This window comes from Bythopirellula superficialaquae (assembly GCF_059632245.1).
The window spans coordinates 4,609,501-4,624,144 of sequence record NZ_CP197426.1 but is presented as its reverse complement, the minus strand read 5'-3'; the positions used below and the strand labels follow the sequence as shown (position 1 = coordinate 4,624,144).

Below are 14,644 nucleotides of genomic sequence, written 5' to 3'. Positions count from 1 at the left end.
CCTCAGATCATGAATTAACTACGACGTATCCACCTGAAAGGTAGCGTTGGTTCTGTGCAGTCGACTCACCAGGACTGTAGCCTGAAGTGGCGGGTTTCCAGATGCCGCTTCCTCCAAGACCACCATCTTCCGCTTTGGAGATGCGGACGAGAGTTTCCTTGGGGACTGTATTAACGGCGTGGTTGTCAACATCGAAACCAAAAACAAAGCCCATCGAGCCAGTTTTCTTGTGAAAAAGAGTGTCTGTCTGGTGCATTGGCATCAGCCAATTGCGAGTGATGCTTTGGTGCGACCCATACCGATAGCTGGCTTGATAACCGGTCTCAGCCGCAAGTGCTCGTCCATCAGGTCGGGTCTCATGAGCTTTCACGCTACGCTCAGTAGCAATCCATCCGGTATGCTTCATGATCGTGAAATTGTAAGGCAGACCAGGATTAAATTTCACTCGCACAAGACAACGAAATGCCTTGTGGCGCGGACCCGTATCATCTTTCCAGCCCAAGTAAGGGCGATCTAAATCATTCGCATCCACCCAAACGTAGTCGCCCTCACTGAGTCCACTGTCTTTCGCCGCTTGAGGATTCATCTGAATTTGACGATCAGCGACACCCGGCGAGCGCTTTTCGGTGCGATGAGGATCGCCGAAGTTATCGCTCCAGATCCAATGCCAGTCGACAGTCGACCACGAAGAATGGGTTGAATGCCGACTCTTGGGAGTGGTGCAAAAGAATGAGTATCCTTGCTTCCACAAGGGATTGACGGTTGCTTTTACTTCTTCCCAGGACATTTTAATGTTGCGTATTTGGCGCAACTCAGGATCTGTCGTTTCGTAGGAGATGCCGAAGTCCACTGGTCTGATGAACGGACTTGTCGACACGATGACGTTCGGCAAATATGGCGTCGCCTCGACGCCTTCCCGATGAACGATCAGGTTTTCTCCGTACTCGATCGCTTCGGGTAGATCACAATAACTACTCAAGCGTCCGCAGTCTGTGTAGAACGGGATGGAATCGTGGACTTGCTCCCAAAATGGCACGCGAGGATAGGTGCGAAAGAGCATTAACGCCGCGCCCGGTTCGCCGCCATAGTCGCCTGCGATCACGCGGTCAACATCATACGGCCCGTCCTGACCACGAGTGGTCGTGCAATTGTCGAAGATTCGCTGAATGTAGACTTTTGCTTTACGTTCTGTGACAAACTTGAAGTAATCCGAGAACCGCCGATCGTCGAGTTTGGCTGCCAGCGCGTCAGCCACTTTGGCAAACACCATCCCATCGTCGATGGAGTCGTGAACGGGCTTTATCCCACCTTTCCAGACTTGCAGGAAAGGATTTGAACATGACGCCCCGCACTCGTAGTCCTGGACCTCTGGCCAAGAATTGACTGGTAGCACAACGTCAGCATATTCCGCGCTGCCAGTCCACTCGATCTGTTGATCAACAATCATGTCAACTTTGGGCAAGACGTTGACAATGATGTTGTAAATCCACTTGGACTGATTAAGAAAATTTGCGTTGTTGTACCAGATTACCTTAGTAGGCGTTGGAACGTGACTGTCACCCGTGAAGCAGCGTTCCTTACCTTCCGGCAGTTCCACAGTCAGAGTGCGCTCCCCGCAGGCCCAGTACGACGGCTCCTCAGCATCGCAGGTATGTCGGAGGGAAGACTTGGTAATGCGAGCTTGCTCATCCATGACCGGATTAAAGGGATCTTCTGCCGTGTAGGTGCCCACACCAGGACCGCTCCAGGGGGATCCCTGCATTAACGCACCCTTGTAGTTTCCCGCCCAAGTGTGCGACCCTCCGCCGTGGATGCCTATGTTGCCTGTCAGCATCAACGGCAAGTAACTCGCTCGATTATGCAGTGTGGCATGAAAGTAGTGATTGACGCCTTCACCCACATGAATTGCGACGGGATGCCCAGCCTGCGTAGTATTCCAGATGTCTTCCGCTAGACGCTGCACCAGGGCAGGATCAGCACCAGAAATCTCCTGGACCGTCTTTAGATCGTAATCTTGGAGATGACGCTTATACATCTCGAAGATAGTCATGACCTCGACATTCGTTCCATCCGCCAGTTTGACTTCATAGGTGCCATCGAGTGCTGCGTTGATAGTCAACTTGTGGCCCACGTCATCCCGGCTGATAAATGCGACGCTCTGTGTGTCAGTGTCCCATACGCAAAAGTCGCCAATCTTCGCGCGCTGAGCATCCGTGATCCCTTGAATCGTGTAGGACGGCCCAGTCGATATATCCTTCTGCTGATAGCCAGACTGAACATCCTCTGGCCGTAAACGCCGCAAATTGTCCGTACGAACGAGTAAGGGAAAATCAGTGAACTGGCGACAGAATTCCGGTTTATACCACCCCTCGTCGATCATGATCTTGGTGACGCCCAGGAGCACCGCCGTGTCGGACAGCCCCGGACGTACGGAAATCCAGTAGTTAGATTTTGTCGCGGGTGAGTTGTACTCAGGTGCGATGTCAACTAACTTAGCTCCACGCTCCATACATTCATTGAGCCAGTGTGAGTCGGCCATCTTATTTTCGATAAGATTCTTACCGACCTGAATGATAAGCTTTGAGAATCGCAGGTCGTTGAAGTCCATATCTGATGTTTGTAGACCATGTACAAACGGGTGACCTGGGGCCTGATCGCCGCGCCAAGTGTACTCATTCCATTCACGAGCACCCCGAGCTTCTTCAGGTTTTACACCGCGAACATGGTGATCGACGAGGCTCAATAGATTGGCAAAGCGATAGATACCAAACTTGCCTACGATGCCATGGATTGGAAGATTTGAACCTACCTTGACGATGCGGGTGCCGGCTCCGCCAACTTTATCGATCATCCGCTGCTCATACCCATCCTTCTGAAGGCGAACTGCACCTTCATTTCCAGAGTATGTCTTCGAGATTGCGATTAGTGCGGTTGCAATGTACTGAGAAACTTCACCCCATGATAGACGTATGTAGCTATCATTGCCTCGATCATCAAATTTAAACTCGGTACGCAGTTCGGGTGTCTCCGACAATGAGGGACACCCTGCGTCAACCCAATCTTTCCAGCCCTTGCGAAGAACAGGTCCCTTGAGACGATAGGGACCATAGACACGACGTTGCATCGTGAATCCCTTGGGACAGCCTCGCGGATTCCATGATTTCGTTGCTTTGTTACCGTACAGATCGCCGTAGCGATCATGGTCGTAGTTTTGTTCGCTGCGAATCATGACCCCATTTCGCACGAACGCTCTGAGGCGGCACATGTGAGTGTCATTAGGCGCGCAAACCCAAGTAAAATCGCTGTCAAATTGATACTGGTCGAGATAAACCTTTTCCCAATCACGGTCTGGGTAACTACCAAGAGGATTGTCGATGTTCACAGGCTGGAAGGCCCCATTCGCAGTACTATTTGCCAGCAGTATGCTGCCACTTGCAGCAGTACACATTTCGAGGAATCGACGCCGTGATATTTCCATAATTTGGTTCCTTGACCTATCGCCCTTGCTGCTATTTCTCTAAAGAAAAGTCATGCCAAATTGTGACAAGTTTTTGCCCATTCCGGTCTCGATGACTGCCATCCCATATAGCAATAGCCGCAGAGACTTTGGTTCCAGGACGTAAGCGGAGGCCATCGCCTGAAGACTTAGGCGAAAGTGATCGCTTCATAACGATCACCCACTGATCGTCGGCCCAAGTGCCGTGTGCCTGGACAGCCTGGCTTCGAGGTATACGGAAAGTCGCGCTACCTGGTCCGCCTGCCAGCAGAGTTGATCCTCCCGCTCTCTCGCGGCCCGGTACAATTTGATTGCCGGACGCGCGTGCTGGAAATGACAGATCGATCTGATCGCGAATAAGTGTTCCAGGACGCCCAAGTTCAGCACTTGCAGCAGCCTTTTCGGTGAAGGGAAGGACATCTACGACTGCACGTGGATGAGAATTTTCCGCGGCTGTCTCTCCGCCCTGTCGATCTGCATCCCAGAACCATACGTCGACCGGCGAATCAATCGCCCCCATGCCCAAGAATGGCTCCGAGTCACCCTGATAGAGCTGGATTGCAGCCGCGTCCTCAAAAGACTCGCTCTGCAAGGCATGGTTATCAAAGGTATCGTCTTTCCAAGATAGGCGGATGGCGAGCGTTTGGCCATCATGTAACGCTTGGACGCTTACGTGTGGACTGCCATCGGTCCTCCACCATAGTGGAAAGAGATTCAGAGATGATGCTTTGATGGACGACCATTCTGCACTTTGCTCTGAAACAGGAAGTCTCGCAACTCGCTTTGCAATGAATTTCGTACGCTTGAGAACTGCCGCCTCACGCTGCTCTTCAGAGGAAAGTGACCTAATGTAGTGGACAAGATCGACCATTTGCTCTGGTTGCATCGTGCTGGAACCCGGCATTGGAGTACCAGGCATTCCGTATGCGATACGATGATAAAGTGATGCTGGGTCATGATTGCCCTTAAAGATGCCAAGGGTGAAATCACGGGGACTTGTCGGTAGATTCTCCTCATCTACCATCGCCTGAACGCCGTCGCCAGTTCCTGTCGTACCGTGGCAGGAAACACAGCCAAACTGAGAATAAATCTGCTTTCCTCTGGTGATTGCCTCCTCTGTCGCGGGCGTGATTACCGGTATTTCAGCACTTTCTCCTGGCGTCGAAAACTCCTTGACATGATCTTCGATTTCTTGCTGTAATTCAGGTTCTGCGATTTCCTCTTCCGTCAATCCCTCGAGTTCTCGAAGTGAATGGATGTAATCTTCCCGCACTCCAGCACGTCGAAGGTTCATTATTTCGTCGATAAGATTATCTCTATCTGCCTTGGATAAGTGGCCCCAAGACGGCATCGATGATCCCGGCATACCTCGTAGCAGAACGGCCTGCAAATCTTCACGTGTGGGAACACTGTTTTTCGTACTCACAATACGAAAGCGCCCCTTGCGAATATTACGTGGACGGGGGAACAGGAAATCGGAAGCGATCCCCTTGCCATTCCCTTGTTCCCCGTGACAGGCCGCACAGTGCCGACTGAACAACTGAGCGCCTAAGGCAGTCGCATCCAGTGCAACTTGGCCTTTCGCTACACGAGTGGCAGCGGATGAGCTTGTTACCTTAGCGCCGGGGTTGTTCCCCGCCTCTCTTTGCGTCAACTGCGACGCATACGCCTGCTTTGAGATCGAAGGTGCTTCGTTGAGAGGTGCAGTAACGCCCCAACCTGCTAATGGCATTGCCAAAAGGGGCAAGGCAGAAAAAAACCACAAAAACCACCTTCGATCCGCGAAGCGCTCATTCATTCGAAAGCCCTCTGCTCAACGAATCCACAGCCAAATTGAACCACTGCCAGTTTGTCCGGATGACTCTGCACTCAGAGAAGTACGTTATGTTGACACGGGTAGCCTAATATGCACAATTACGGATGTCAAGGTCCATATATCCATTTGATTGTTTCGGCTGTGCCTACTTCGCCATGATATCAATGTCAGAAGATTACGCCCTGCGTGCAGTTGTCGCGATCGCAAATCAAAGAGGGAGTCCGTGTTCTGCTCCGAAAATTGCAAGAACCACGCAGATTCCATCGTCCTACTTGTCGAAGCTCATGCAACGATTGGTACAAGTAGGTCTTGTTTATTCGCGGCGCGGTACGTACGGGGGCTTCCTCTTGGCAATTGATCCCGCAGAGCTCTCGATTTGGGATGTTGTTGTCGCGGTCGAGTCCATCAATCGCACTCGCCGTGGTCCGATCAGAATTTCATCACACAAACGGCAACTTTGCCCATTACATCATCGCCTAGATAAAGCCTTGGAGATGCTCGAAGAGCAACTACGGGGAACGATGATTTCAGAGTTATTGACGGAGTTAGGGGGCGGTGACGTAGATACTAGAAAAAGATCTCGCACCTGTTGCAGAGAAACCTTGCGGCAATCGCGGTATTAGCAGATATCAAAACAACCATGATCGCACATCAAAAAGAAGCATTATAAAGACAGACCGTTAATCCTACCACTGTTTGAGAATCTTGGGAGTAGATACTCCTCGTTTAAATCTCAACCAAACACGGTCTCTGCTTGGGAATTGTTGATAGACCACAGGAAGAAGATACAGCTTCTATTTGGAGAGAATGAAATGAGTCCTACTGAAGTTCTAATGCAAGAGCATCGTGTCATCGAGCAAGTTTTGGATTGCCTGGACATCATGGCTCAGCGCGCTAAAACTACTAACGAGCTTGATGTAGAGTCCGCAATTCAAGCCATCGATTTCTTAACCAATTTTGCTGACCGTTGCCATCACGGCAAGGAAGAGGGCTGTCTATTCCCTTTACTCGAGGAAAAAGGCTTTTCTCGAGCACAAGGTCCCACCGGAGTCATGATTTGCGAACACGAAGAAGGACGCCGACTGATACATAACATTGCAATATCCGCCAGCGCAGTGGCGGCCGGAAGTGTTGAATCAATCGGCAAGTTTGCGGCTCATGCCAAGGCATACAGTCAACTCCTTCGAGAACATATTCATAAGGAAGATCATTGTCTGTTTCGGATGGCTGATAAAGTGCTTAACGAGCAAGATCAGTTGCGTCTTCTCAAATCATTTGCAGAAGTGGAGCACGATGACCTGGAACCAGAAACTCACGAGAAGTACCTCAAGGTCGCATTCAAACTAAGAAAACGCTATGGCGTTCCATGTCAAACTATGGCTTCATCGATAGGCGACGACTGTTGCGGCCAGTTATAACTAGGATCTATATGAATCGAGAAGAATATCTTGTCTGCTTGGCACTTTGCCTAAAATTAGAAACCGCCGGTGCCATTGCCGGCGAAGTTGCCATGCTATTACGAGAAGACGTTAAGGAGAAAGCCAAGCTCAACATTTTTCGTAGGCTTGAAGCGAGCAATAAGATACTCTGCGCAAGAGCTCTTCAAAATGAAGGCGTAACTAGACCAATCGTGGAAGTAGCATACTACCACAACGGCATAAAACTAGGTCAGAAACTTGGCGCCGGAGATTGGAACAAGTTCTTGGATCATTTTGAGGCCACGATCCATCCAGAGTTGTTTTCCGCATTCCTTTTTGACGAAAATGGCAACGAGATTTTACATACACACGACGGAGTAGATATGACTCTCCTTCGGCATCTCCTCCGTCACGAATTGTCACTTGCCAAATTCGTCGAACTCGAAAGAAGTGGCTACTCCCAAGAATCGGTGTCGGCAATGGAATCGATTCTGAGCAGCGATCTATGTGTGGGCCTAGTCGGGCCTCAAGACCCTGTAGGTTGGTAATCGACTCTCACTTAAGATGAGGTTCCGTATGTCACACCCACTACATCCTAAGCGTACAAATGCTCGTGTGCTGCTAACGAGCGTTTTCGGACCCTATGCGCAGGATGACGCTTACGGCAGTCGGCTCATCAACCCAATGGAGCTTTATCACAATCAGGTCACCAGGGTGCAAGAAGCCTTTTCACTACGCACTTTCAATCGATCATGGGGACTGATGTTGATTCAGGTGAACTTAAAAGCCCCTTGTACGCTTCTTGACTTTCCGACGGAAGCTCGTTTTGTGGAAGAACTGAAGACAAATCAATACGACGTCGTCGGCATAAGCTCGATCATGACCAATTTGTTCAAAGTGCGTCGTATGTGCAAGCTAATTCGCAAGCATCAGCCGCTGGCGACTATTGTCATCGGCGGGCACATTGCCAATCTTGCGGTGTTGTCGAAGTATGCTGACGTAGATCACATAGTTCGCGGCGATGGCGTGAGTTGGATGAGAAAATTTCTCGGTGAGGATGACGATCAGCCCGTGAGACATCCCATCGTCCGTGCAAACATCGGTTCGCGAATCATGGGCGTCAGTCTCCGCAATCATCCCGGCGATGCCTGTGCAACACTAATTCCGTCAGTTGGCTGCCCTATTGGGTGCAACTTCTGCTCGACGTCAGCCATGTTTGGGGGCAAAGGAAAATTCATTAAATATTACCAGAGCGGCGAAGAACTTTTCCAAATTATGTGCGAGTTAGAGTCGACTTTGGGAGTCCGGGCGTTCTTTGTCATGGACGAAAACTTTCTCTTGGACAAAAAGCGTGCTCTAGAGCTTCTTGAGCATATAGATGAACACAAAAAACCGTGGTCTCTTTATGTTTTCAGTTCGGCGAATGTCTTGCAGAAGTACACCATGGAGCAGCTTGTTGCACTCGGAGTATCTTGGGTCTGGCTAGGACTCGAAGGTAAAGGGTCTCAGTACACCAAGTTAGCTGGCACGGACACCATTGAATTTGTAAGAACACTGCAGTCGCACGGAATTCGCGTTTTGGGTTCAAGTATAATTGGCTTGGAAGATCACACACCTGATAATATTAACGAGGCAATTGAGCATGCCGTGAGTCACAAAACAGAGTTCCACCAGTTCATGCTCTATACCCCTATTCCAGGTACGCCGCTCTTTGCCGAGCATGAGGCGAACGACTCGCTCAAAAGCCTAGCAGAAGTATCTATCGCCGATATTCATGGTCAGCACGTCTTCAATTACCATCATCCACACATCAAAAACGGTCAAGAAACAGAGTTCTTGCTTCGTGCATTTCGACGAGACTTTGAAGCAAATGGACCAAGTGTTGTAAGGATTGTGCGCACTGTTTTGCGTGGTTGGCGAAAATATAAGGAGCATCCCAACCTCCGTATTCGAGCACGCTTTGCTCACGAAGCAGCTAATCTTCCGGTCCGCTATGCGGGAGTCCTTTGGGCAACTCGTCGGCAATATCGGGACAATCCCAAGTATGTCGCTCAGATTAACGAATTGCTCTCAGAGTTGCACACAGAGTTTGGCTGGCAATCGTATTTGGCTGCCCCTATTGCTGGTCGTTACCTCTACCGCAAGCTCAAGAAGCAACAGGAAATGCTCGATGCGGGCTGGACTTACGAGCCGCCGACATTTTATGAAACCAATTATCAGAACGGTCCGCCCAACTCTAGTCAAGCTCTAAGTGTGCTAGCCCCCTGTGCTGCTGAATCTTTGTCCAAGGCACAAGGAGCTACTTATCCGCTATCGGAAGAAATTTGCGATTCAGCAACCTTCGCGTCAAACGGAGCACGATAGTTGTCATTATTGCACAACACCATCCGACGGAAGCGTAGGTTATACAAACATCTCCTTTAATCCACTTGTCAACATCCCAAACGTCACCAACTTCTGAATTGTTTGACTGCTGTGAGTACATCTAGCATAATTGTGGAGATAAAGGTGTGTATGTTTCCTTGTCTCCAGCTTTCGGTATTGCCCAACCATGATTTCACAAACAACCGAATATGCTTTGAGAGCTATCGTTTTCCTGGCAGGCGAGCAGAAAGTAGCACGCACAACCGCTGAGATTGCGACGGCCACGCACGTACCTGTCGGCTATCTCGCCAAAGTCATGCAGAACCTTAGCCGCGCCCGCTTGGTAAAGTCGCAACGCGGAATGGGTGGTGGATACATTCTGGCAAGCGAGCCAGAAGATATCTCTGTGCTGGCTGCTATTAACGCGGTTGATCCTATCAAACGCTACCCTGAATGCCCACTTGGAATTGCTAGTCACGGTCGCCGGCTGTGTCCGCTCCACAGCCGCCTTGATGAGGCTGCGGAATTGGTGGAAAAGTCTTTTGATGCCACGACGATCGCCGATTTGATCGCAATGCCGCGAGGCAAGAGAAGGCCTTGCTCTTTCCCCGCAGAGTAGTCTACGGCGCCCATAGAGAATCGGGCTGAGATTGGCTCTTTCTACTTCTCGATTTATGGTTGAAACTGCCTTTCTATCGCATAATTCTCCGCAGCAACAGCAGGCTGCTTGACATTTCTCTGTGCCAGTCCGAAAATCCAAACGACACACAAAAAGGATATAAGGATCCGCAAATCCGTAAATTGGCTTGACATACCAGCTATTACCAACTTGCACGACAATCATGAGAGGCAGACCACCAAGGCACCAACGTATTTGCTCATGCTAGCCGACTATTGCGTGACTATCAGCACTCACTGGTCAAATTTGTACTTGAGTTGACAAAGCCTAACGATGGTGATGCATTCGATTGAGATAAACGACGATCGACTACGTCCGATACTGGTCAGCGGTCGCGAAAGGGTTGCGATCATTCAAAGCAGCCTCTTTTGTCGGCCTTCTTGCTTCCGAGGTTGATGATTGAGTTACCGACGATAGAGTGAGAAAGGAGGAGCCTATGTACCTGTGAATGGTCCTTTTTGATAACACGGATGCCAAAGCTTCTCGAATGGAGTACTTCGTAGCTTACCTTTGAGGAGAAAACTCATGTGTATAAGAAGTCTGTTTCAATGGCTCGTTATGGGAACTTTGATATTTGCAGGAAGTCCTGAGGTCGTCGGCCAGCAGTCCATCTTTCACGACCCCTGGTTGAATTGGGACTTCTTAAACTATACCGGGCAGGAAGCCAACGATTTTGAGATCGTGGTGGCGAGCCCTAACTGGACTCCACCACAAGTTTACACGGGTTTCTTCCCGAACTTTACCACACGACCTGATCCAAGCACCGGAGGCACCATCCTCTCTTGGTCGGGCAATTCAGTACCTCCAGAGGGAGTCGCTCATATCGGTGCTGCCATGCAGGGTTCAGGGCGGGTTCTGGGCGCTTACTGGACGAGAGATGGATTACCAATTGGAGAACCTCTAGCCATCGTTTACGAATTGACGCAGATATTTCCATTTCCGGATTTCACGGAGGCAGTGGTGATGAATCTGCAAGTGGCCCCGAACTTCGCGGGAACTGCGGGATTGAGGAATATTCGCACATTTAGCGATCTTCCAGCGGAACTGCTCGATCTGGATGATCTGACCTCCGCCCTGGACCCTCATTTGCAGACACCTCCGCTGAGCATGCACGAAACCATTCCGACTGAATTAGTATCGTTGGAACTGGTAGGAGGGAGTCCTATCATAGTCACCCAGCCCCTTCAGCCGGTATCAATTCTCACTCCACCGACAATGATCGACTCGTTTTTTGATGTGTTTGTCGATCTAACGAATAATCGTGGTTCAGCATTTGAGAGCTTGCTGACTGCCGACGTTGTAATGTTTGATCTATCTCTTAATGACTGGCGGCTGATCGGACGATTCTGGAACTTAAATCCGCAGTCACCTGAACCAGGTAGTTTCACGTTGGTCAGTCTCTTTGTTATCTGCTCACTACTCACACCACGGAACATTCGGAGGATGTAGCTATCCGGCTGCATTTAGATCCCCGTGCATCCCCAGGGCCTCTGCGTAAGCCAGCCCTGGGGGGCATTCTCTCCTATCCTATTCCGCGACAAGAGTCACACCAGAAACTGGCGTTACCACTCACTCTATTTGGGTTGCGATTTTGTAACGATACCCTTGTAAATCCAATCAGCAAGTTGCGAAACCTGCGAGCGTGGCAAGACGGGCTTCGAAATAGGCACAACATCATCACTGACAATCGCCAGTATGGAACCGTTGCTGGCAGCAAGCGGCGGCGTTTTGAATTCACTGCGCCAAACTTCAAGCTTTGGGGCAGGGGCGAAAGAGTCTCCTTCCACGAGAACCAGTTCGCATTCCGCATACAAGGGCTCGAATTGAGCATAGTAGTCTTCCCTGCCGCGTTGACTACCATCCGTTGAAACAAAGACGGCATTCAACGCAGGCGACGCAATACCGACCACTTTGGCACCAGCCATACGATGCCGGTGAGAATCTTTTCCAGGAACGTCCAACTCGTGCTGGTGGTGCGTGTGCTTGATCGTGCCGACGGCTAATCCGCGCCGCGAGAATTCCCGCACCAGCTCCACAATTAGTGTGGTTTTGCCATGATTCTTTCCACCGATAACGTGTAATTTACGCATTGATTCGTGACCACAGAAAATCCTAGCTGATAGGCATTTAGACAGGCCCAAGAATGATGAAGTTTAAGGATTAAATACTATATGTCAATATGCACAATAGAGTCCACTGTATGGTAAATCCAAAACAGTTGGGATCGCCAGTGGGATTGAGAAGAACCACTCCGCGTGAAGTTGTGCTGAACAGCCAAAAAATCGTGTAAGCGATCTTGAGGTCGATCCTGCCGAGGTCTTCGCAGTGATTGCGACCACATGTTCAATTCACTTCCCTGGGTTCAGCTTGAAGGACTAATGATTTGTCGAGCGAAAACGTATCAAGAGCGTGTGTCTGGTTAATAGAGCGAATTATCGACGACGCCATGATTTGTTCGCTCAGCAAAACAGCATATTAGCAACGCTACGCTACCTCAAGCGCGCTCTATTGACCGGAACGGAGAAGCTGCATAAAGCCGTTGCTTAGAAGTTGAGTTCCCATTGGCAGTATAAGAAGTCCGCATCTGATGTGCCGATAATTTTGTCACCTCTCCAGAAGTGCGACCAGCCGTATGCAATGTTTGAACTGGGGCAAATTGTGTGAGTCAGCAAAAGGTCGAGTTCGTCGCCCAAATGCTTGCGCCCATTTTGAGGAGGTGTGTTCAAGATGCTTGGCACGGGTTCAGATGTATCCGATTGAAAGTGCCAATACCACATTAACAGTTGCCATTTGTTGGCCGGCTTACATGTTATCAAGACGTTGGGGGATTGAATGTTCGAGCGTTGCACCGCGTCGATGAAACCAAAGTATTTATGACCGAGTGGAAATAGTTGATTGAAACCATTGAAGTCGCCCCCATTCGCTTGCCCTGAGGCGTAGTCATAGTACAACCAAACCGTCGGCTGCCAGATTTGGTCAACATATTTGCGACCGAATCCAGCCGTGGCAAAACCGGCTCGATGATCAAGATCGGCGCCATGGTATTTACCGAATTGAGGACCACCCTCAAATTCCCATAACCAATTATCCATTTCGCCAAACACACGCATGCCGGTTGTGAAGATGGTGAAGTCGGTACTCGTGGGAAAATCGGAGTCAAATGGCTGGCTGTTTTCATAGCCCAGCCAGTAGAGGTCGACTCCAAAATTTTCAAACCCACTGTAAGTCGCGTAAGTCCCATAGAATTGCTGCTCGTCATCGGGTTCGTCCAGCCGATTAGGGATCACTTTCACCAGACAGGTGTAAAACGTGTCGGCGTTCCAATCGTCGCTTTGATACAGAACCCTGACACCGTCGAATGTACGACGCGTATTGGCCCAATCCAATGGCGAAATCAAGCGCTGGTTGCCGTAGAGCAACTCCTGGCGGCCTGTTCTCAAGGTGCAGGAGTCTGTCAGTGACAAGTCGACAAATAAATTGAGGAAGTCGCCAAAGTTTTGGTCAATGGGACGCGGCGCATATTGGCCACCATCATCGGTGACAGCGGCGTAGATGCCTTCCACGAAGAGTCGCAACTCATCATTAACTTGCCAATTTGTGTACAACCGAACGCGGCTTAAGAGGAATTCCGTGTTGGTGCTTTGAAAGCGTGGAACAGTGGCGTTCGGAACGCGACCCATGCCGTGTTCATCATGGACTCGAAAGCGGATTTGTCCACCGATGTCGATGCTGCCCCACTGGCCGTCATGAACGGGAAGTAGTTTGATCGAGTCACCGAGGCAGAAACTGCCATAGTTTGGGTCTTCAAGGTAGCTAAAATCGTTGTCGTAGTAGACACCTTTATGAGAAAGCGCGCAGGGACTCAGAGTTTGGGCAGTGCAATCTGCCGCAAACAGCCTCATCACGAGCGTGAGGCCAGCAACAAATCGGGCAAACATCGCAATGACTCCTTTGCCGCCGCTTAAGAAACGTGCGTGTTCTCCCAACCTTCCCTGGTCGTGCAGCAAGCCAGACAGTCTTTCTCTTCGACGTAAACCTATCCTTGCTAGATACCTAGGTGTGCAATTAGAAATGTCGAAGCTATCAATAAAACCATATTATGCGGTATTTCCGGAAAACTCTCACTAAGCTCTGTGATAGGCTTCGGTCAGACAGATTTTGCTAGCTTGACGTCAGGACTTTACTGAATCCGGTGGAAGCGGCGTGTTATTTTTAATGTTTTTCGCTTTCTGCTTTGCTAGGCATGGGCTTGGGCTGCTGCTGGCCCGTCCGTACTAAACCACGAAGTGTGTGTAAGGTCGGTTTTTAAGACCGTAACGTCTATGACGAATAGAGTGCTTGTTTGTATACTGTAGGGACTGATCGACGATGCCGTTACTTGTTCGCTAAGTAAACACAGGCTAGCGAGGCTACGCTTCTATGAAACGCGCTCCAATAGACACCAAAGTCCCTATTGTATTCGCCTGCTCTGGATGCTCTAACGCTGGCCAGTTGGCAAATCGTCTAGCTTTAGAATTTAATCGTCGAGGTTTGGCTGAGATGTCCTGTCTAGCTGGTATCGCAGCAGGCAAGACCCATTTCTTGAAGAAACTGCAAGCAAGAGAAGTTTGGATTATTGATGGATGCCCATTGGAATGTTCCGTGGGGGTCTTCGATCAAGTACTTCAACATGTTGACGTCGTAATACGTCTACATGAACTGGGAGTGCGCAAGAACGACCCAGAACTTGATGATGACGCTTTCGGCCACTTTGTTAAAAAAGTTCTTTCTTACATTGATATGAAAAGAGCTTCAGCATGAGGATGGTTTATGCGATGAAACTCCGGCTCCATTCTTGATACGTATGGAGTTCGCGACTCCCGATTTGACCT

11 protein-coding genes are annotated in these 14,644 nt (G+C 49.8%); 7 read left to right on the top strand and 4 right to left on the bottom strand.

What is annotated here, in order from left to right; genetic code table 11:
• Nucleotides 1-7 precede the first annotated feature (7 nt).
• A complete protein-coding gene (locus SH678x_RS19125) occupies nucleotides 8-3,229 on the bottom strand; it encodes a molybdopterin-dependent oxidoreductase (protein ID WP_496920054.1) in 3,222 nt (1,073 codons plus the stop codon).
• Between the two features lie 280 nt (nucleotides 3,230-3,509).
• A complete protein-coding gene (locus SH678x_RS19120) occupies nucleotides 3,510-5,294 on the bottom strand; it encodes an ethylbenzene dehydrogenase-related protein (RefSeq protein WP_496920053.1) in 1,785 nt (594 codons plus the stop codon).
• Between the two features lie 122 nt (nucleotides 5,295-5,416).
• Between SH678x_RS19120 and SH678x_RS19115 the strand changes: the two genes are divergently transcribed.
• The 6 genes from SH678x_RS19115 to SH678x_RS19090 all read left to right on the top strand — a co-directional run bounded on the left by SH678x_RS19115 (nucleotide 5,417) and on the right by SH678x_RS19090 (nucleotide 11,222).
• Nucleotides 5,417-5,935 carry an RrF2 family transcriptional regulator gene (locus SH678x_RS19115; RefSeq protein ID WP_496920052.1) on the top strand — a complete coding sequence of 173 codons (519 nt, stop codon included), beginning with the start codon at nucleotides 5,417-5,419 and terminating at the stop codon, nucleotides 5,933-5,935.
• 189 nt (nucleotides 5,936-6,124) lie between these two features.
• A complete protein-coding gene (locus SH678x_RS19110; protein WP_496920051.1) occupies nucleotides 6,125-6,730 on the top strand; it encodes a hemerythrin domain-containing protein in 606 nt (201 codons plus the stop codon).
• Between the two features lie 11 nt (nucleotides 6,731-6,741).
• Nucleotides 6,742-7,278 carry a hypothetical protein gene (locus SH678x_RS19105; protein WP_496920050.1) on the top strand — a complete coding sequence of 179 codons (537 nt, stop codon included), beginning with the start codon at nucleotides 6,742-6,744 and terminating at the stop codon, nucleotides 7,276-7,278.
• Nucleotides 7,279-7,306: 28 nt separating this feature from the next.
• Nucleotides 7,307-9,094, top strand: a complete 1,788-nt coding sequence (locus tag SH678x_RS19100) for a B12-binding domain-containing radical SAM protein (protein ID WP_496920049.1) — start codon at nucleotides 7,307-7,309, stop codon at nucleotides 9,092-9,094.
• A 187-nt stretch (nucleotides 9,095-9,281) separates the two neighbouring features.
• Nucleotides 9,282-9,713: an RrF2 family transcriptional regulator gene (locus tag SH678x_RS19095; RefSeq protein WP_496920048.1), complete on the top strand. Its 432-nt coding sequence runs from the start codon at nucleotides 9,282-9,284 to the stop codon at nucleotides 9,711-9,713.
• A 618-nt stretch (nucleotides 9,714-10,331) separates the two neighbouring features.
• A complete protein-coding gene (locus tag SH678x_RS19090; protein ID WP_496920047.1) occupies nucleotides 10,332-11,222 on the top strand; it encodes a hypothetical protein in 891 nt (296 codons plus the stop codon).
• A 125-nt stretch (nucleotides 11,223-11,347) separates the two neighbouring features.
• Here the strand turns inward: SH678x_RS19090 and mobB are convergent, their stop codons facing one another.
• Nucleotides 11,348-11,863: a molybdopterin-guanine dinucleotide biosynthesis protein B gene (gene mobB / locus SH678x_RS19085; RefSeq protein ID WP_496920046.1), complete on the bottom strand. Its 516-nt coding sequence runs from the start codon at nucleotides 11,861-11,863 to the stop codon at nucleotides 11,348-11,350.
• A 453-nt stretch (nucleotides 11,864-12,316) separates the two neighbouring features.
• Nucleotides 12,317-13,711 carry an alginate export family protein gene (locus SH678x_RS19080; RefSeq protein WP_496920045.1) on the bottom strand — a complete coding sequence of 465 codons (1,395 nt, stop codon included), beginning with the start codon at nucleotides 13,709-13,711 and terminating at the stop codon, nucleotides 12,317-12,319.
• Between the two features lie 481 nt (nucleotides 13,712-14,192).
• Here SH678x_RS19080 and SH678x_RS19075 point away from each other — a divergent pair, with 481 nt between their 5' ends.
• Nucleotides 14,193-14,573: a putative zinc-binding protein gene (locus tag SH678x_RS19075; protein WP_496920044.1), complete on the top strand. Its 381-nt coding sequence runs from the start codon at nucleotides 14,193-14,195 to the stop codon at nucleotides 14,571-14,573.
• Nucleotides 14,574-14,644: the final 71 nt, after the last annotated feature.

Bases quoted from the DNA above. Each gene is read 5' to 3' on its own strand.
- SH678x_RS19120 (WP_496920053.1), bottom strand. From the start codon at position 5,294: ATGAATGAGCGCTTCGCGGATCGAAGGTGGTTTTTGTGGTTTTTTTCT.
- SH678x_RS19090 (WP_496920047.1), top strand. From the start codon at position 10,332: ATGGGAACTTTGATATTTGCAGGAAGTCCTGAGGTCGTCGGCCAGCAG.
- SH678x_RS19110 (WP_496920051.1), top strand. From the start codon at position 6,125: ATGAGTCCTACTGAAGTTCTAATGCAAGAGCATCGTGTCATCGAGCAA.
- SH678x_RS19100 (WP_496920049.1), top strand. From the start codon at position 7,307: ATGTCACACCCACTACATCCTAAGCGTACAAATGCTCGTGTGCTGCTA.
- SH678x_RS19095 (WP_496920048.1), top strand. From the start codon at position 9,282: ATGATTTCACAAACAACCGAATATGCTTTGAGAGCTATCGTTTTCCTG.
- mobB (WP_496920046.1), bottom strand. From the start codon at position 11,863: ATGCGTAAATTACACGTTATCGGTGGAAAGAATCATGGCAAAACCACA.
- SH678x_RS19075 (WP_496920044.1), top strand. From the start codon at position 14,193: ATGAAACGCGCTCCAATAGACACCAAAGTCCCTATTGTATTCGCCTGC.
- SH678x_RS19115 (WP_496920052.1), top strand. From the start codon at position 5,417: ATGTCAAGGTCCATATATCCATTTGATTGTTTCGGCTGTGCCTACTTC.
- SH678x_RS19080 (WP_496920045.1), bottom strand. From the start codon at position 13,711: ATGTTTGCCCGATTTGTTGCTGGCCTCACGCTCGTGATGAGGCTGTTT.
- SH678x_RS19125 (WP_496920054.1), bottom strand. From the start codon at position 3,229: ATGATTCGCAGCGAACAAAACTACGACCATGATCGCTACGGCGATCTG.
- SH678x_RS19105 (WP_496920050.1), top strand. From the start codon at position 6,742: ATGAATCGAGAAGAATATCTTGTCTGCTTGGCACTTTGCCTAAAATTA.